Raw genomic sequence first — 16677 nt, forward strand, 5'->3', positions numbered from 1 at the left:
ACGATAGCGGCGTCCGCGCCCGCTCCTAGACTCGAGGCATGCCGTCGTACTCGCTCGCCACACCGCTCCCCGAGGCGGTCGGCGACACCCTGGCCAAGGGGCTGCGGCGTGCCTTCCAGATGACCACGGTCGGCGACCTTTTGGGTCACTACCCGCGTCGCTACGCCAGTCGCGGTCAGCTGACGCCCATCGCCGAGCTGCCGGTGGGGGAGTTGGTCACGATCGTCGCCGAGGTGCTGTCGGCGACGACCCGGCAGATGCGCGGCCGCCGCGGCGAGCTCGTCGAGGTCCTCATCGGCGACGGCAACGGCACCATGTCGCTGACCTTCTTCGGGCAGGCGTGGCGAGTGAAGGACCTCCGGGCCGGGCGTCAGGGCATCTTCTCGGGCAAGGTGGGGGAGTACCGCGGTCAGAAGCAACTGACGCATCCGGACTACGAGCTCTTCGACGACGAGGGGACCGCCCGGTTGAGCGCGGAGGCGTGGCACAACGTCCCCATCCCCATCTACCCGGCGACGAGTACATTCTCGAGTTGGCAGGTCAAGCGGTGCGTCGACCAGGTGCTGACCGGACTCGGCGAGGTGCCCGAGCCCCTTCCCGACGGATTCCGCGCCGCGCAGGGGCTCCTCGATGCGCGGACGGCCCTCGTCCGCATGCACGCCCCCGAGACCTTCGATCAGGTGGGCCCCGCCCGCGAGACCTTGCGCATGCACGAGGCGTTCGTCCTGCAGGCAGCCCTTTTCCAGCAGCGTCAGTTCGTGCGGAAGATGTCGGCTACGGCGCGTCCCGCGGGGGATCTGCTCGAACGCTTCGACGCCGCGCTGCCGTTCGAGCGGACCCCCGACCAGGTGACAGTGGGCGACCGCATCGCGGTGGATCTCATCGGTGCATGGCCGATGAACCGGCTCGTCCAGGGGGAGGTCGGCTCCGGCAAGACCCTCGTGGCGCTGCGTGCCATGCTGCAGGTGGCGCAGTCCGGCGGGCAGTCCGCGCTCATCGCCCCCACCGAGGTCCTGGCCGCCCAGCACGTCCGCTCCATCGCGCGCATGCTCGGGCCCGACCTCGCGCCGCAGCTGATGCCGACCCTCCTCACCGGACAGCAGGCGGCCGCGGAGCGTCGGCGTGCGGCGCTCCGCGTCGCGTCGGGCCAGGCGCGCATCGTGGTCGGGACGCACGCCCTGCTCAGCGAGTCGACGACGTTCGCCGACCTCGGCCTCGTCGTCGTGGATGAGCAGCACCGCTTCGGTGTCGATCAGCGCGAGACGCTCCGGGCGAAGGGGAGTTCGCCGCACGTCCTGGTCCTCACGGCGACACCGATCCCGCGCACGGTCGCGATGACGGTCTTCGGAGATCTCGACGTCTCCACCATCCGGACGATGCCCGGGGGGCGGGCGGGCATCTCCACCTACGTCGCACCCGTGGGGGAGAAGCCGGCCTGGTTCGGGCGGGTGTGGGAGCGGGTCGCCGAGGAGGTGCGGCTCGGTCGGCAGGCGTTCGTCGTGTGCCCCGCGATCGACGCCGCGACCGAGACCGACGACGACGAGGCGGCTGAGGACGCCGAACCCGGCCGGACGCGCTGGGGTGTCGTGCAGGCCGCGGCGTTGCTGGCGGCGCATCCGGATTACCGCGACATCCGTGTCGAGATCCTGCACGGCAAGATGCCCGGCGACGACAAGGATGCGGTCATGCAGGCGTTCGCCCGCGGCGACATCGACGTGCTCGTGGCGACGACGGTGGTCGAGGTCGGCGTCGACGTGCCGAACGCCTCGACCATGGTGATCCTCGAGGCGGACCGGTTCGGGGTGTCGCAGCTCCACCAGCTGCGCGGTCGTGTCGGGCGCGGATCCGTGCCCGGGCTCTGCCTCCTGGTCACCGAGGCCGATCCGTTCACACCCGCGCGGGCGCGGGTCGAGGCGGTCGCGGCCACGACCGACGGATTCGAGCTCGCCGAGGTGGATCTCGACCTGCGCGGCGAAGGCGACGTCCTGGGCGACGCGCAATCCGGCGTCCGATCGTCCCTGCGGCTCCTGCGGGTCGTCGCCGACGCTGACCTCATCGCCACGGCGCGCGCCGAGGCGGAGAGTCTGCTCGCCGAGGATCCGAGCCTCGACCGGCATCCGGGTCTCACCGCGGCGATCTCCGGTCGGGTCGGCCAGCGCGAGCGCGCCGCGCTGGCGAAGAACTGACGCCGTGCGGGTCACTGCGCATCGTTAGGCTCGTGCCTATGAACAACCGGATCGCGGTCGTGCCCGGCTCCTTCGACCCCCCGACGCTGGGGCACCTCGATGTGATCCGGCGTGCGGCGACGCTCTACGACCAGTTGCACGTGCTGGTCGTCCACAACCCTGGCAAAGAGGCCATGCTGCCCATCGCGCAACGGTTGAGCCTGCTCGAGCAGTCCATCGCCGAGAGCGACATCGGGGGTGACGTGGTCGTCGCTGCGTGGAGCGTGGGCCTCTTGGTGGACTACGCGACGGACGTGGGAGCGGGCGTCCTCGTCAAGGGCATCCGATCGCAGGTGGATGTCGCCTACGAAACGCCCATGGCGATCGTCAACCGCCACCTCGCCCACGTGGAGACCGTCTTCCTGCTCCCCGACCCCGCGCACGCGCTGGTGTCGAGCTCGCTCGTGCGCCAAGTGGCATCACTGGGCGGGGACGTGTCGCCGTTCGTCCCCGGTCCGGTCGCGCGCTTCCTTGACACAGGAGTGCAGCGGAGCTGACGCGGCCCGAAGACCTCTGCGCACGCGTACGATGGACGACCGTGGTCAGAAAGCGTGTGAGCGGTCCGTTCGTCCTTCCCGTCCGCGACATCCTCCGTGCTCCGGGTGAGATGCGCGAGTTCGAGATCCTCGTCCCTTCACCCGAGAAGTGGGGCGAAGGATTGGCCTGGGTCGACGCCGGCGAAGAGGTCGAGGTCGACGTCCGGCTGGAGTCGGTGCACGAGGGCATCCTGGTCACCGCCGACATCTCCACCACGTACAACGGTCAATGCAGTCGATGCCTCGTGGACCTGACACACCCGCTCCAAGTCGAGTTTCAGGAGCTCTTCGGGTATTCTGGGGACGAAGCGACTGACTTCGAGGTTCAAGACGACCACGTGGATCTTGAAACTCCTGTCAGGGATGCGATCGTCCTGTCGCTTCCGTTCCAGCCGGTGTGTCAGCCGTATTGCCCCGGACTCGATCCGTCCACGGGTGAGAGGCTGACCGGAGCACCGGTCCCGGAGACTCAGATCGACCCGCGCTGGAATGCGCTGGCCGCCTTGTCGGCCCGAACCCCAGACCACGACGACGAGGCGCAGCGCCCCGCCGCCGACGACACAGAGAAGAGCTGACCATGGCAGGTAACCCCCCGAAGCGGAAGGTCTCCCGCTCCAACACCCGTTCACGCCGCGCGCAGTGGAAGGCCGAGGCCCCCACGCTCGTCAAGACCATCGAGAACGGCAAGGTCGTCTACAGCCGTCCCCACCAGGCGAAGGTCGTCACCGACTCGCAGGGCACGGAGCTGTTCCTCGAGTACAAGGGTCGCAAGGTCGCCGACATCTGATCGTCGCGTCGTGACCGACGCCGCAACCGATCACTCGGTGCTCACACACAAGCTCGGGGTCGACATCGACCCCGAGCTTGTGTCGCTTGCGCTGACCCACCGCTCCTACGCCTACGAGCACGGGGGCATCGCGCACAACGAGCGCCTCGAATTCCTCGGGGATTCCATCCTCGGGATGGCGGTGACCGTCCACCTCTACCGGACTCACCCCGCTCTCGATGAGGGGTCGCTCGCCAAGCGCCGGGCGAGCGTCGTCTCGACCGTGGCACTCGCTGAAGTCGCCCGGGGCATGGATCTGGGTGCCCACCTGCGACTGGGGCGCGGCGAGGACCAGACCGGTGGGCGCGACAAGGATTCGATCCTGGCCGACACCACCGAGGCGTTGATCGGCGCCGCGTATCTGTCGGCGGGTATCGAAGAGGCGACCGCACTCGTTCTCCGGCTGGTGTCTCCGTTGATGGACGATCCGGAGCGTTACGGCGCTGCGATGGATCCGAAGACAAGCCTGCAGGAACTCGCCGCGCGGCTCGGTCACCCTGCGCCGACGTACAGCGTCGAGGCGGCGGGACCCGACCATCACCGCGTGTTCACGGCGACGGTCACCGTCGGTGACGTCGCCCGGACGGGCGGCGGGTCGAGCAAGAAGCAGGCCGAGATGGCCGCCGCGCTGTCGGTCTGGCGCGAATTGTCCACTCGGGTCTGATCCTTCGTGCCCGAACTCCCCGAAGTCGAGGTCGTCCGCGCCGGCCTCGTCCCCGCTCTCGCCGGAGCGCGTCTCGACGCGGTGACCGTGCTCGACGGCCGATCACTCACGCGACACGTCGGGGATCCTTCCGACTTCGAGGCGCGTCTCACCGGTCGTCGTGTCGACGCCGTCGTCCGGCGGGGGAAGTTCCTCTGGATGCCCCTGGCGGAAGGGGATGCTGCTGCGACAGAGGCGATCGTCGGTCATCTCGGCATGAGCGGCCAGATGCTGCTGCGCGAACCGGGGACCCCGGCGCTGCGTCACGAGCGGATCCGGTTCGACGTGCGGCATCCTCGTCACGGAGAGATCGCCATGGTATTCGTCGATCAGCGCACCTTCGGCTCCCTCGCGATCGATCGTCTCCAACCGACCGGCGACGGCGCTGCGGCCGGTCGGGGGAGCGACGCCCCCCTCGTCCCGACACAGGTCGCCCACATCGCGCGGGATCCGCTGGATCCCGCCTTCGACGGCCGCGCATTCCGAACAGCACTCGGCCGCACCCGATCGGCGATAAAGCGGGCGCTGCTCGATCAGACCGTTGTCAGCGGCATCGGCAACATCTACGCCGACGAGGCGCTGTGGGCGGCGCGCCTGCACCCGGAGCGGCCCGCGAACGAGCTTGCGACGCGTGCCGTCGGCCGCCTGCTCGGCGAGATCCGGGCCGTTCTGGACCGGGCCCTCGCCGAGGGCGGCACGAGTTTCGATGCGCAATATGTCAACGTCAACGGGCAGGCGGGGTACTTCGCCCACTCGCTGAACGCCTACGGTCGGACCGGAAAGGCGTGTCCGCGGTGCGGCACGCCGATCGTCCGCGTGAGCTTCACGAACCGGTCCAGCCACTACTGCCCACGGTGCCAGCGCCGCGCTTAGGCCAGCACCTTCTTCCAGGCGCCGATGTAGGCCGCCGGCACGAACCCGACCGTCTCGTTGATGCTGAGCATGGGGCGGTTCTCCTCGGCGTTCCACGTCACGATGCGCGAGGACTGCGGCATGAGCTCGCGCCAGCGGAGGATCCCGGCGCACTTCACGAGCTGTCCGAGGCGATGTCCTCGGTGCTCGCGGAGGACGAGGGTGTCCATCTGCTGCGTCGCCGCCGACGGGTCCACGCCGGAGCACAGTTCGTTGAACGCCACGACTGCACCGGTCGTCTCGTGGACGGCGACCGTGACGAGAACGGTCTGGCCGCCCTCGACGAAACGCGCGTCGTGGCGCGCGAGCCGCTCGACGTCCCACGTCTCCTCATCGATCTCGAGCCCCGCGGAGGGGGCATCCGTCGACATCCGCGACTTGGCCCAGGCGAAGCTCTCGCGATACGCCTCTGGAGTGGGCAGCGTCCACTGCTCCACGTGGTACCCGTCGGCGTGCGATTCGGCGTCGGCGAGCAGGTCTCGGACGGTCGGCAGGGCCGGCTCGATCTCAAGGACGCTCTTGCGGTCGACCTGTTCGAGCGTATGACCGTGTCGCCGGTAGTAGCGCGCGGGGCGGTCGAGTGGGATCTCGCCGTACCCCGTCGGTGCGGCGAGCCGCTCCGTGGCGTCACCGGGTGACGTTTCCGTGTGCTCCGCCCAGGATTGCAGGACGGTGCGTCCCGCCTCGCGGGCTGTGCCCTCGACCACGGCATGAAGTGCGCCGCCGATGCCTCTGCCCTGCACTCGCTCGAGCAGTTCGACGGTCCAGTAGGCGACCTGTGACCCTTCCTCGGCGGGGAGGTCGACGATCACTCGCCCCACGACCTCGCCCCCCACGAGCACGATCCAGCTGCGCTTGTCGTTGTCGGGGTCGTGCTGGAAGTGGGGGAGGAGCTGGGCGGGCGTGACCGCCTCGTCGTCGTTGGCGCTGATCTCGCGATAGATCTCGTTGCGCACGTCGACCATGGCGATGAAGTCGGTGGCATCGGAGGCGTCGATGGTGCTCGGGACGGTCAGCGGTCGAAGGTCGAAGTCGGCTGCGGAGGTCATGATGGTCTCTTTCGGGAGGGGGTCGGGGGCCGCGAGCGGGTCGCGGCCCCCGGGGCTGTCATCGGCGGGGAGCGAGGAGCGCACGGCGGCGTTCCCACTCCGCCTCCCGCGCCTCGCGTGCGAGACGCTGGGCGCGGCGGGCGTGGATGGTTTCGCGATCCGGGCCGGGGCGCGTGCTCCACAAGAGCAGAGCCACCGCCAGTCGGAGAGCGATCCGATCGATGAACGTCTGACGGACGGGCCGGTCCGTCGAGGTGGGATGCTGCAGCGCGGCGAGGACCGCCGAGGTGCGCTGCGGCGCGGTGAAGGTGGACATGAGTGAGCTCATTTCGATGGAAGGGAGGGCTGCCGCAGGCGCGGCGGAGGATCGTGCCGCAGCACGAGGAGACGCAGGGATGGACGGGCCGTAAGGGCCCGGCATCCGGACGGGAACGGACGAGAGTCCGCCCTCAGGGCGTGGAGGCGTTCACCGTCCGAGGACGGGGTGCTCGACGGCGGTCAGTGGCCGAAACGAGTGCGGTCTGCCGCCGCGGCGCCGAAGGAGACGGTCCCCAGCACGCACGGGAACGCGGTGAACGCGACTCCGGTGGGTGTCATGTCGATGATCATGTCAGGGACCTCCTTTCTCAGACTTGTGACGCGAGCACTGACACTAGACCGGCGCCGGGCGCGGCGTCAAGTGGAGAACAGGAATCGTCCGCTAGCGTGGACGGGACGACGACCCCGGAGGACCGCCATGCACCTGAAGAGCGTGACGCTCAAGGGGTTCAAATCCTTCGCGCAGCCGACGACCTTCGCCCTCGAACCCGGCGTCACCTGCATCGTCGGCCCCAACGGATCGGGCAAGTCGAACGTCGTCGACGCGCTGGCCTGGGTGATGGGCGAACAGGGCGCGAAGACGCTCCGCGGCGGGAAGATGGAGGACGTCATCTTCGCGGGCACCGCGACACGCGGCCCGCTCGGTCGAGCCGAGGTCCAGCTCACGATCGACAACTCCGACGGCGCCTTGCCGATCGAGTACAGCGAGGTCACGATCAGCCGGACGCTGTTCCGGAACGGATCGAGCGAGTACGCGATCAACGGCGAGACCTGCAGGCTCCTCGATGTGCAGGAGTTGCTGAGCGACTCGGGTCTCGGCCGCGAGATGCACGTGATCGTCGGCCAAGGGCGTCTCGACACGGTTCTGCAGGCCAGCCCCGAGGACCGTCGCGGTTTCATCGAGGAGGCCGCCGGCATCCTCAAGCATCGCCGACGCAAGGAGAAGACCCTTCGCAAGCTCGAAGCGATGGAAGCGAATCTCACGCGGCTGAGCGACCTCGCCGGCGAACTGCGGCGCCAGTTGAAACCGCTCGGAAAGCAGGCGGAGATTGCCCGCGAGGCGGCGACGATCGCCGCCGTGGTCCGGGACGCGAAGGCACGCCTCCACGCCGATGAATTGGCGCGGCTGCGCGCGGAGTTGGCCGATCACGCGCGAGCCGAGCACGAACGCCACGCGGAACGGCTCGTCCTGCAGGACCGCGCCGACGGCCTGCGCCGGCGAATCGAAGAACTCGAGAACGATCAGCGCGCCGAGGCGGTCGATCGGGCGCGTGCGGTGACCTTCGAACTCGGTCGGGTGCAGGAGCGACTGCGCGGACTCTATTCGCTCGCCGGACAGCGCCTCGCGCTGCTCGACGACGACAGCGAGCAGCCCGACGTGGGCACCACCGTCTCGCAGGCGGCCGTCGACGAGGCACGCGCGGACATCGATCAGATCGCGTCGGGGCTCGGCGCAGCGCAGGATGCGGCCGCGTCCGCCGCGCGGGACGTCATCCGGGCGCGCGCTGAGCTGGACGCGCTCGACACCGACATCGCCGCGCAGAGCGCGCTGGTCTCGGAGCATGACATGCGTCTGGCCGCGCTCAGAGGGCGGGCCGAGGCGGCGGCGTCGAAGGCCGAGGCTCTCCGGGCAGCGGTGGAACGGCAGCAACGCGCGCTCGACGCAGCCGAACAGCGACGGGCTGAGGCAGAGGAAGCACTGGCATCCGTGGAGCCGGCGACCGACAGTCCCGCCGATTCGTCGGCTGGGTTCTCCGCGGCCTACGAGCGCGCTCAGCGCGAGGCATCCGAATCGGAGGTGGAGGTCGGGTCCATCCGCGATCGTCTGCACGCCGCAGAGCGTGAGCGCGAGTCGCTGCTGGCGGAGACCGCAGCCCTGGGGCGCGCTCTCGACATCCGCAACGCTGCGGCGGCGATCGTCGACCGCGGGAGCGACGGTGTCCGCGGCATCGTGAGTGACTCGATCCGGGTGGCCCCCGGTTTCGAGGCCGCCATCGCCGCCGCGCTCGGTGCCCTCGCGGACGGCGTGCTCGTGGACGACATCGCGACGGCGCGAGCGGTCGTCGGGACGGCCCGCGAGCACGACCTCGGGGCCATCGACATCGCGGTCACCGAAGCCCCCGTCGTCTCGCAGCCGTCTCTCGAGGGGGAGTGGACGTGGGCGGTGGACGTCGTGGATGCTCCGGCCGGCGTGCGGGCTGTCCTCGCCGGTGTCGCCATCGCCGCGGACCTCGACGCAGCCCATACCGCAGCGGTGGCCGCGGCGGATGCCGGGGAGCGCATCGTGGTCGTGACCCGCGCAGGCGAGACCGTCACCGCCAGCACAGTGCGCTCCGGGTCGGGGCAGTCGCGTTCGCGACTCGAACTCGTCGCCGAGCGCGACGCCGCTCGAGTGCGCCTCGACGAGGTCACGGTGATCGCGGATTCGCTTCGCGAGGCACTCACCGACGCTCAGGCGGGGTGGGATGCCGCCCGACAGCGGACCCGGGATGCCCTGGCGGCCCTCCGAGACCACGACTCGGCCCTGGCCGCGCACGCGGAGCAGCTCAACCGGGCGACGGTCCGTCTCGAATCGGCCGCCGCCGAGTGCGACCGGCTCCGCGCCGGCCTCGGGCAGGCCGAGTCCGCGGCCCGGGACGCCGAGCATGCCGCCCGCGCGGCGATAGATGCGTTCAGTGCGGCTGAGGAGACACCCCGTCCGATTCTCGATGCGTCGGCTCGGGACGGGCTCCTGGATGCGTTGGAGGCTGCCCGCACCCGCGAGATGGACACCCGCCTCGATGTGGAGACGCTCCGGGAACGTGTGCGGGCGGCAGAGGCGCGGGTCGTTCAGCTCGAACGTCAGCGTGAGAGGGAGCGTGCCGCGGCAGAGGCGGCGGCTCGTCGTGCCGTTGTCCGTCGGGCTCAGCGCGCGGTCGCCTCCGATGTGGTGGCAGCCCTCCCACCCGTCTTGGACTCGATCGACCGCTCGACAGCGCAGGCGCGCGTCGAACTCGAGCGTGCCGAACAGACCCGCACGGCGATGACGGCGGAGTTGGCGGAGCTGCGTCGAGACGACGCGGCCACCCGGGAGCGACTGAACCGCCTCACCGAGTCGGTCCACGGACTCGAACTGCAGATGCACGAGAAGCGCCTGCACGTGCAGAGCCTTCTCGACCGCGTGCAGTCGGAGCTGGGTCTCACCGAAAATATTCTCTTGGCGGAATATGGGCCGGAGGTCCCTGTCCCGGGCGAAGACGGCGAGCACGAGGCCATCCCGTTCGACCGCGCGACCCAGACGCGTCGGCTGCAGGAGGCGGAGCGAAAGCTCGCGCAGCTCGGACGGGTGAATCCGCTCGCCCTCGAGGAGTTCGCGGCCCTGGAGCAGAGACACGCGTTCTTGACGGAGCAGCTCGACGACCTCGTTCGCACACGGAGTGACCTGCTGACGATCATCGACGAGCTCGATGAGCGGATGCAGACGATCTTCCTGGCCGCTTTCGAAGACACGAAGGCGGCTTTCGGGGACGTGTTCCCGATCCTCTTCCCCGGCGGAGCCGGGTCGATCTCGCTGACGGATCCCGACAACCCGCTGACGACGGGGATCGACGTCTCGGTGCGGCCGGTGGGCAAGAAGATCGAGCGGCTCTCGCTTCTGTCCGGTGGCGAGCGATCACTCGCGGCGGTGGCTTTGCTCACCGCGATCTTCAAAGCGCGGCCGAGTCCGTTCTACATCCTCGACGAAGTCGAAGCCGCGCTCGATGACGCGAACCTGGGACGTCTGCTGGGCGTCTTCGAGCAACTCCGCGAGTCGAGTCAGCTCATCGTCATCACCCATCAGAAGCGGACGATGGAGATCGCCGACGCCCTGTACGGGGTGTCGATGCGTCAGGACGGGGTGTCGGCCGTCGTCGGTCAACGCGTGCGCGAACGCGTCGGCGCCTGATCGCGCCGGGCGTGCGCTAGCGTGTGCGCAACGGGGACACGGGAGTCCCTGCGTAACGACAAGGGGTGGGGATGACGGGTGTCACGCGCGCGAGTGCGCTGCGTCGGAGTGTGGCGGCACTGGTGCTGACGGGAGCGTTGGTCGGCGCTCCGCTGACCGTCGGCGCCGCGCCGGCGGTGTCGGCGACGGAGGCCCGCGCGATCGTGCCGGCGGCCAAGCCGCCGATCAAGACGTTCAAGAACTGCACGGCGCTGAACAAGACGTACAAGGGCGGTGTGGCACGCGCCGGCGTGACCCACAACACGGTCAACGGGAAGAAGAAACCGTTCAAGGTCAAGCCCTACTTCTCCACGGCGCTCTACAACGCCAACAAGAAGATGGACCGTGATAAGGACGGGATCGCCTGCGAGAAGGGCTGACGCGGTCAACTAGCCTGGGACCATGGCGGAGAGCTCCTGGTCCCTCGGTCGCGCGTTGCGCGGCATGTTCGTCAAGCCGACGATCGACGACAGCACGTGGGAGGACCTCGAGACGGCTCTGCTCACCGCGGACTTCGGCCCCGACATCACCGAGCGCATCGTCGATGAACTGCGCGAAAAGGTCGAGCGCTTCCGCACGACAGACCCGAAAGATCTCCAGCGGATGCTGCGCGAAACGCTCGAAGAGCACTTCGCGAAGTTCGACACGACCCTCCGGCTGACCGAGCGCCCCGCGGTGGTCCTCGTCGTCGGGGTCAACGGCGTCGGCAAGACGACGACGATCGGGAAGTTCGCGAACTACCTGCGCCGCTTCGGTCGGTCGGTGGTCGTGGGCGCGGCCGACACCTTCCGGGCGGCGGCCGTCGACCAGCTCGCCACGTGGGCGGAGCGCGGCGGCGCGGCGATCGTCCGCCCGCAGCACGAGGGGCAGGACCCGGCATCCGTTGCGTTCCAGACGATCGAGCACGCTATCCGCACCGGAACCGAGATCGTCCTCGTCGACACCGCAGGCCGCCTGCACACCAAGGGCGGGCTGATGGACGAGCTCACCAAGATCCGGCGCGTCATCGAGAAGCAGGCCCCCATCAGCGAGGTCCTGCTCGTGCTCGACGCGACCACGGGTCAGAACGGCGTCATGCAGGCGGAGGCGTTCCTCGAGCACGCGGGTGTCACCGGACTCGTGCTGACCAAGCTCGACGGCTCGGCGCGTGGCGGCTTCGTCCTCGCCGTGCAGGAGCGCACGGGCATCCCGGTGAAACTCCTCGGGCAGGGCGAGGGCATCGGCGATCTGACGGGATTCACCCCCCACGTCTTCGCCTCCGCGCTCGTCGATTGACTCAGGCGGTCGCGCGCGACCTCCAAGGCTGGTTTCATTGAGGCATGGCGATCGAGCACGACTACTTCGGACTCCTCGAGTCCGGACCCGACGGGTCGATCTTCTGGTCGGAGGTCGTGGACTTCGGTGATCAGCGGGTGACCGTCGATCTGACTGCGCCCGACCAGGACGACGTCTCGATCGATGCGCTGGACGTGGCGGCTGCGATGATCGCCGCCCTGGAGACCATCGATCTCCGGGCACGGAACGCGATGGTCTCGGAACTGGACGACCGCACGAGCGAGGTCACCGAGTTCATCCTCCAGCAGCAGGAGATGCTCGGCGAGGACCTCGAGGACCTGCTCGTGGACGTGTCCGGTGACACGCACATGGACGTCATCCGGTCTCTGCAGCTGATGAGCATGACGATCCTTGCCGACGAACACGGCGGCAAGGACCCGTTCGCCGTGCTCGAGTACGCGCTCGACCCCGATTCGACCGACGATGTCCTCCTCGTGAACCTCGACGTGTCGGGTGACGTCCAATCGGTGACCAGCGCCGACTGACGACCCGTCAGCCGCGAGAGGCGTGTGCCCAGTCGATCGCGTCCCGCAAGACCGCGAGGTCCCGGTACCAGGTGCGCACCTCTGCTCGGCACCGCACCCGCTCGACGCGCGTGTCGTACTCCCCGCACTCGGCGAGCGCTTCGGAGTCCGTGGGCGGGTACTCGGCTGACCCGTCGTAGTAGCTGATCTCGAATCCGTTCTCAGCGTCACCGGTGACGGCGACGACGGTGTCGGGTGCGGGCTCGGGAACGCCGGTCGGGTTCGGTGCGGTCGCGGTGTGGGGCAGCAGGGCGGCGAGGGCGGCGGCCGCCCCGAGTGCGGTGGCGAGCGGGACTGAGGTACGCATGTGGCTCCTTCGATCGGGCCGGGAGATCCGGTGTCCCGAACGTAGGAGCGTGCCGTGGCGTCTCGGCCGCCGTCCATCGCGGCGGGGGAGAGGCGCTGTGCGTCGCCCCCTGGGGAGGAGCCTTCAGACGGCCTGGGCGAAACCTTCGACATCCGCCTCGTCGGCGAGATGGGCGAGCTCGGGAGGGATCTGGCGGCCCTTCGACCGCATCGACCGTGCCCACAGCCGGCCGGCACGATACGACGAGCGCACGAGCGGCCCTGCAAGGACACCGAGGAACCCGATCGACTCCGCGAGCTCTCGCAGCTCGACGAACTCCTGCGGCGTCACCCAGCGGGCGACGGGCAGATGCCGCGGCGTCGGTCGCAGGTACTGCGTGAGGGTGATGATGTCGGTCCCCGCGGCATACAGGTCGCGCAGAGCCTCATCGACTTCAGCACGCTCCTCACCCATTCCCAGGATGAGATTCGACTTGGTGATGAGGCCCGCATCCCTTGCCCGCGTGAGCACGCCCAGAGAACGGTCGTAACGGAACGCCGGGCGGATCCGCTTGAAGATCCGGGGGACCGTCTCGACGTTGTGGGCGAACACCTCGGGGCGTGAGTCGAAGACGACATCGAGGAGGGCCGGATCGCCGTTGAAGTCCGTCGCCAGCAACTCCACGCCGGTCCCGGGATTGTCGGCGTGGATGCGGCGCACCGTCTCGGCGTTGAGCCACGCACCACCATCCGGAAGATCGTCGCGCGCGACGCAGGTCACCGTCGCGTAGCGCAGGCGCATGCGCGTCACGCTCTCGGCGACCCGTCGCGGCTCATCGGTGTCGTAGTCGGCAGGCTTGCCGGTGTCGATCTGACAGAAGTCGCATCGCCTCGTGCACTGCGAGCCTCCGATCAGGAAGGTCGCCTCGCGATCTTCCCAACACTCGAAGATGTTGGGGCATCCGGCCTCCTGGCAGACCGTGTGCAGCCCCTCATCCTTCACGAGACCCTGCAACTCCCGGTACTCGGGGCCCATCTTGGCTTTCGTCCGGATCCATTCCGGCTTGCGTTCGATGGGGGTCTGCGCGTTGCGGACCTCCAACCGCAGCATCCGACGACCCTCAGGGGAGGCGGAAGAGCTCATGCGGCGACCTCGTCTCCATATTCGGCCGCGAACGCCGCGGCGACAGCAGGAAGGATGCCGGCGGGGGAGATCCGGCGACGCGCGGCGGTGCTCAGCGTGGTGACCCCGGCGTCCGAGATCCCGCAGGGGATGATCCGCGCGAAAGGTTCCAGCGAGTTGTCGCAGTTCAGCGCGAAGCCGTGCATGGTGACACCCCGCTGCACACGGACGCCGATGGCGGCCACCTTCGCGAGCACGCCGCCCTCGTCGACCCAGACACCGCTGCGCCCATCGACACGAACACCCGCGACGCCCACGGTCCGGGCGACGTCGATGAGGAGATCCTCGAGGCGCCGCACGTGCGCCACGACGTCGACGGGCTCCGGGAGACGGACCAAGGGGTAGCCGACGAGCTGTCCCGGCCCATGCCAGGTGATCTTGCCGCCGCGGTCCACATCGACGACCGGCGTTCCGTCCGTGGGGCGCTCGTGCCGCGCGGTGCGCGCTCCCGCAGTGAAGACCGCTTCATGCTCCAGGAGGAGGAGGGTGTCGCGGCGCGTGCCTGCGACGATCTCGGCGTGGAGCTCGCGCTGAAGCTCCCATCCCTCCTGGTAGGGAATGAATGCCGGCGCCGTGCCGACGGTGCGGATGTCGATCACGCGAGCTCCTCGCTGCGATGTGCCGTTGCGTTGTTGGACTGCGTGCAACAATACGCCGAGGATAGGATTTCCGCATGACGACAGGCCGTCCCCGCGCCTCCTCGCGCGAGGTGCTCTCCGAGGCCGCATGCGAACTGTTCCTGGAGCGCGGGTACCACGCGACGTCCGTGACCGACATCGCGGCACGCGCAGGGGTCAGCCGCTCCAGCTTCTTCAACTACTTCGAGTCGAAGGAGGCGATCCTCTGGTCGTCCCTCGACGAGAGGATCGAGCGCCTCCGCGCCCGCACCCCCCTGGCCGATCCGGTTGCCGGCGTGAGGGACCTCTGCGACGGCTTCGCGCCGGACAGTCTCGCGCTGGCGCTCGTGCACGCCGAGGCGATGGGTGTGCAGGAGGAGCTCGAACGTGCCGCGGCGGTGCGTCAGGCGCGGATCGCGCAGTCCGTCCGCGCGTCCCTCCTCCACGCCGGCGCGCCACCCGTTGTCGCCGCCGTGGCCGCAGCGGCGCACGCGGGTGCCGTCATGATCGCGATCGAGCGGTGGGCGCGGGGCGGTCCCGGGCGCGCCGCGCTGTCCGACGAACTCGCCGGCGCCTTGCGGGTCGCCGCCGTCACCCTTCCCGCGGGAGCCGGGGACGCGGCCGGTCTCGACTAAACTCGAGCCATCATGGCTACCTTCGGCACGCTCTCCGATCGTCTCACCGAGACCTTCCGCAACCTCCGCACGAAGGGCAAGCTCTCGCCCGCCGACATCGACGGGACCGTGCGAGAGATCCGACGCGCGCTCCTCGACGCGGATGTCGCGCTCCAGGTCGTGAAGGACTTCACCGGCAAGGTGCGCGAGCGGGCACTCGGCGACGAGGTGAACCGAGCACTCAACCCGGCACAGCAGGTCGTGCAGATCGTGAACGAAGAGCTGGTGGCGATCCTCGGCGGCGAGCAGCGCCGCCTCCAGTTCGCGAAACAGCCGCCCACCGTCATCATGCTCGCGGGTCTCCAGGGATCCGGAAAGACCACCTTCGCCGGAAAGCTCGCGAAGCAGCTTGAGAAGGACGGTCACACGCCCCTCCTCGTCGCGTGCGACCTGCAGCGCCCGAACGCGGTCAATCAGCTCACCGTGGTCGCCGAGCGCGCCGGAGCCGCGATCTTCGCGCCCGAGCCCGGCAACGGCGTCGGCGATCCCGTGAAGGTCGCCCGCGAGGGTGTCGAGTACGCCCGACGTCAGCAGTACGACACCGTCATCATCGACACCGCGGGACGTCTGGGCGTCGATGCGGAACTCATGAAGCAGGCCGCGAACATCCGCAAGGCGACCGACCCCGATGAGGTCCTCTTCGTCATCGACGCGATGATCGGCCAGGATGCCGTCAACACGGCGAAGGCCTTCCAGGACGGCGTCGACTTCACCGGTGTCGTGCTCTCCAAGCTCGACGGAGACGCTCGCGGCGGCGCGGCGCTGTCCGTGGCGTCGGTGACCGGTCGCCCGATCATCTTCGCGTCGACCGGTGAAGGACTGGATGACCTCGAGGCATTCCACCCTGACCGCATGGCGAGTCGCATCCTCGACCTCGGCGACATCCTCACCCTCATCGAGCAGGCGCAGCACGCGTTCGACGAGGAAGAGGCGCAGCGGGTCGCACACAAGCTCGCGACCGAGCAGTTCACGCTGGAGGACTTCCTCGAGCAGCTGCAGCAGGTGCGCAAGATGGGCTCGATGAAGAAGATGCTCGGGATGCTGCCCGGCATGGGTCAGATGAAGCAGCAGATCGAGAGCTTCGACGAGCGCGAGATCGATCGGACCGAGGCGATCATCCGCTCGATGACGCCCGGGGAGCGTCGTAATCCGAAGGTCCTGAACGGCTCGCGCCGACTCCGGATCGCCCGCGGCTCGGGCATGACCGTCACCGATGTCAATCAGCTCGTGCAGCGCTTCGACCAGGCCGCGAAGATGATGAAGACCGTCGCACGCGGCGGCGTCCCCTCCATGCCGGGGATGGGCGCGATCGGCGGGAAGCCGGGCGCTTCCAGCAAGCGCGGGAAGAAGCAGAAGAGCAGCAGCGGCTCGCGTTCGGGCAACCCCGCGAAGCGGGCCGCCGAGAATGCCGGGCTTGCAGCCGGGAACTCCGCGCCGTCGGGGTCGGGCTTCGGACTCGGCGGCGCACCGCAGCCGACCGAGGCGGATCTCGCCGAGATCCAGAAACTCTTCGGCAAGGGCTGAGG

17 protein-coding genes are annotated in these 16677 nt (G+C 69.1%); 12 read left to right on the forward strand and 5 right to left on the reverse strand.

Features of this window, described 5'->3' with window-relative positions; all coding sequences use genetic code 11:
* Positions 1–38 precede the first annotated feature (38 nt).
* Genes ACIGEP_RS04375 through mutM form a run of 6 tightly spaced genes read left to right on the forward strand, consistent with a single transcriptional unit; the run spans position 39 to position 5163 of the window.
* On the forward strand, positions 39–2186 hold the full coding sequence (locus ACIGEP_RS04375; protein ID WP_396660396.1) for an ATP-dependent DNA helicase RecG: 2148 nt from the start codon (positions 39–41) through the stop codon (positions 2184–2186).
* 38 nt (positions 2187–2224) lie between these two features.
* Complete coding sequence (gene coaD / locus ACIGEP_RS04380) at positions 2225–2722, forward strand: pantetheine-phosphate adenylyltransferase (protein WP_396660397.1); 498 nt, start codon at positions 2225–2227, stop codon at positions 2720–2722.
* Between the two features lie 56 nt (positions 2723–2778).
* Entirely contained in the window at positions 2779–3336 is a 558-nt protein-coding gene (locus ACIGEP_RS04385; protein WP_396661014.1) for a YceD family protein, read from the forward strand.
* A 2-nt stretch (positions 3337–3338) separates the two neighbouring features.
* On the forward strand, positions 3339–3548 hold the full coding sequence (gene rpmF, locus ACIGEP_RS04390) for a 50S ribosomal protein L32 (RefSeq protein ID WP_018188062.1): 210 nt from the start codon (positions 3339–3341) through the stop codon (positions 3546–3548).
* A gap of 10 nt (positions 3549–3558) precedes the next feature.
* Entirely contained in the window at positions 3559–4251 is a 693-nt protein-coding gene (rnc, locus tag ACIGEP_RS04395; protein ID WP_396660398.1) for a ribonuclease III, read from the forward strand.
* A gap of 6 nt (positions 4252–4257) precedes the next feature.
* Complete coding sequence (gene mutM, locus ACIGEP_RS04400; RefSeq protein WP_396660399.1) at positions 4258–5163, forward strand: bifunctional DNA-formamidopyrimidine glycosylase/DNA-(apurinic or apyrimidinic site) lyase; 906 nt, start codon at positions 4258–4260, stop codon at positions 5161–5163.
* On the opposite strand, the gene ACIGEP_RS04405 is transcribed toward mutM, so the two are convergent.
* Together ACIGEP_RS04405 and ACIGEP_RS04410 are read right to left on the reverse strand one after the other, a co-directional pair.
* On the reverse strand, positions 5160–6251 hold the full coding sequence (locus ACIGEP_RS04405) for a GNAT family N-acetyltransferase (protein WP_396660400.1): 1092 nt from the start codon (positions 6249–6251) through the stop codon (positions 5160–5162). The genes mutM and ACIGEP_RS04405 overlap by 4 nt on opposite strands.
* 58 nt (positions 6252–6309) lie before the next feature.
* Positions 6310–6567, reverse strand: a complete 258-nt coding sequence (locus ACIGEP_RS04410) for a hypothetical protein (protein WP_396660401.1) — start codon at positions 6565–6567, stop codon at positions 6310–6312.
* A gap of 420 nt (positions 6568–6987) precedes the next feature.
* On the opposite strand from ACIGEP_RS04410, the gene smc reads away from it, so the two are divergent.
* The 4 genes from smc to ACIGEP_RS04430 all read left to right on the forward strand — a co-directional run bounded on the left by smc (position 6988) and on the right by ACIGEP_RS04430 (position 12353).
* Positions 6988–10494, forward strand: coding sequence for a chromosome segregation protein SMC (gene smc / locus ACIGEP_RS04415; protein WP_396660402.1), 3507 nt, complete (start codon positions 6988–6990; stop codon positions 10492–10494).
* A 71-nt stretch (positions 10495–10565) separates the two neighbouring features.
* On the forward strand, positions 10566–10913 hold the full coding sequence (locus ACIGEP_RS04420; RefSeq protein WP_396660403.1) for an excalibur calcium-binding domain-containing protein: 348 nt from the start codon (positions 10566–10568) through the stop codon (positions 10911–10913).
* A 22-nt stretch (positions 10914–10935) separates the two neighbouring features.
* Positions 10936–11808, forward strand: coding sequence for a signal recognition particle-docking protein FtsY (gene ftsY, locus ACIGEP_RS04425; RefSeq protein ID WP_396660404.1), 873 nt, complete (start codon positions 10936–10938; stop codon positions 11806–11808).
* A gap of 44 nt (positions 11809–11852) precedes the next feature.
* Positions 11853–12353, forward strand: coding sequence for a DUF2004 domain-containing protein (locus ACIGEP_RS04430; protein WP_396660405.1), 501 nt, complete (start codon positions 11853–11855; stop codon positions 12351–12353).
* A gap of 7 nt (positions 12354–12360) precedes the next feature.
* Here the strand turns inward: ACIGEP_RS04430 and ACIGEP_RS04435 are convergent, their stop codons facing one another.
* The 3 genes from ACIGEP_RS04435 to lipB form a co-directional block, all read right to left on the reverse strand.
* The gene (locus tag ACIGEP_RS04435) at positions 12361–12699 is read right to left on the reverse strand and encodes a hypothetical protein (protein WP_396660406.1); all 339 of its coding nucleotides are present in this window, start codon (positions 12697–12699) and stop codon (positions 12361–12363) included.
* A 123-nt stretch (positions 12700–12822) separates the two neighbouring features.
* A complete protein-coding gene (gene lipA, locus ACIGEP_RS04440; RefSeq protein ID WP_396660407.1) occupies positions 12823–13821 on the reverse strand; it encodes a lipoyl synthase in 999 nt (332 codons plus the stop codon).
* Positions 13818–14459, reverse strand: coding sequence for a lipoyl(octanoyl) transferase LipB (lipB, locus tag ACIGEP_RS04445; protein WP_396660408.1), 642 nt, complete (start codon positions 14457–14459; stop codon positions 13818–13820). Before lipB ends, lipA begins: the two co-directional genes overlap by 4 nt.
* A gap of 74 nt (positions 14460–14533) precedes the next feature.
* Between lipB and ACIGEP_RS04450 the strand changes: the two genes are divergently transcribed.
* Positions 14534–15112, forward strand: coding sequence for a TetR/AcrR family transcriptional regulator (locus ACIGEP_RS04450; protein WP_396660409.1), 579 nt, complete (start codon positions 14534–14536; stop codon positions 15110–15112).
* Between the two features lie 12 nt (positions 15113–15124).
* A complete protein-coding gene (gene ffh / locus ACIGEP_RS04455; protein ID WP_396660410.1) occupies positions 15125–16675 on the forward strand; it encodes a signal recognition particle protein in 1551 nt (516 codons plus the stop codon).
* Positions 16676–16677 lie beyond the last annotated feature (2 nt).

The organism is Microbacterium sp. NPDC077663, assembly GCF_044542795.1.
In the GTDB taxonomy this organism is placed as follows: Bacteria; Actinomycetota; Actinomycetes; order Actinomycetales; family Microbacteriaceae; genus Microbacterium.

Bases quoted from the DNA above. Each gene is read 5' to 3' on its own strand.
- ACIGEP_RS04375 (WP_396660396.1), top strand. From the start codon at position 39: ATGCCGTCGTACTCGCTCGCCACACCGCTCCCCGAGGCGGTCGGCGAC.
- coaD (WP_396660397.1), top strand. From the start codon at position 2,225: ATGAACAACCGGATCGCGGTCGTGCCCGGCTCCTTCGACCCCCCGACG.
- rpmF (WP_018188062.1), top strand. From the start codon at position 3,339: ATGGCAGGTAACCCCCCGAAGCGGAAGGTCTCCCGCTCCAACACCCGT.
- ACIGEP_RS04405 (WP_396660400.1), bottom strand. From the start codon at position 6,251: ATGACCTCCGCAGCCGACTTCGACCTTCGACCGCTGACCGTCCCGAGC.
- ACIGEP_RS04410 (WP_396660401.1), bottom strand. From the start codon at position 6,567: ATGTCCACCTTCACCGCGCCGCAGCGCACCTCGGCGGTCCTCGCCGCG.
- smc (WP_396660402.1), top strand. From the start codon at position 6,988: ATGCACCTGAAGAGCGTGACGCTCAAGGGGTTCAAATCCTTCGCGCAG.
- ACIGEP_RS04420 (WP_396660403.1), top strand. From the start codon at position 10,566: ATGACGGGTGTCACGCGCGCGAGTGCGCTGCGTCGGAGTGTGGCGGCA.
- ftsY (WP_396660404.1), top strand. From the start codon at position 10,936: ATGGCGGAGAGCTCCTGGTCCCTCGGTCGCGCGTTGCGCGGCATGTTC.
- ACIGEP_RS04430 (WP_396660405.1), top strand. From the start codon at position 11,853: ATGGCGATCGAGCACGACTACTTCGGACTCCTCGAGTCCGGACCCGAC.
- ACIGEP_RS04435 (WP_396660406.1), bottom strand. From the start codon at position 12,699: ATGCGTACCTCAGTCCCGCTCGCCACCGCACTCGGGGCGGCCGCCGCC.
- lipA (WP_396660407.1), bottom strand. From the start codon at position 13,821: ATGAGCTCTTCCGCCTCCCCTGAGGGTCGTCGGATGCTGCGGTTGGAG.
- ACIGEP_RS04450 (WP_396660409.1), top strand. From the start codon at position 14,534: ATGACGACAGGCCGTCCCCGCGCCTCCTCGCGCGAGGTGCTCTCCGAG.
- ffh (WP_396660410.1), top strand. From the start codon at position 15,125: ATGGCTACCTTCGGCACGCTCTCCGATCGTCTCACCGAGACCTTCCGC.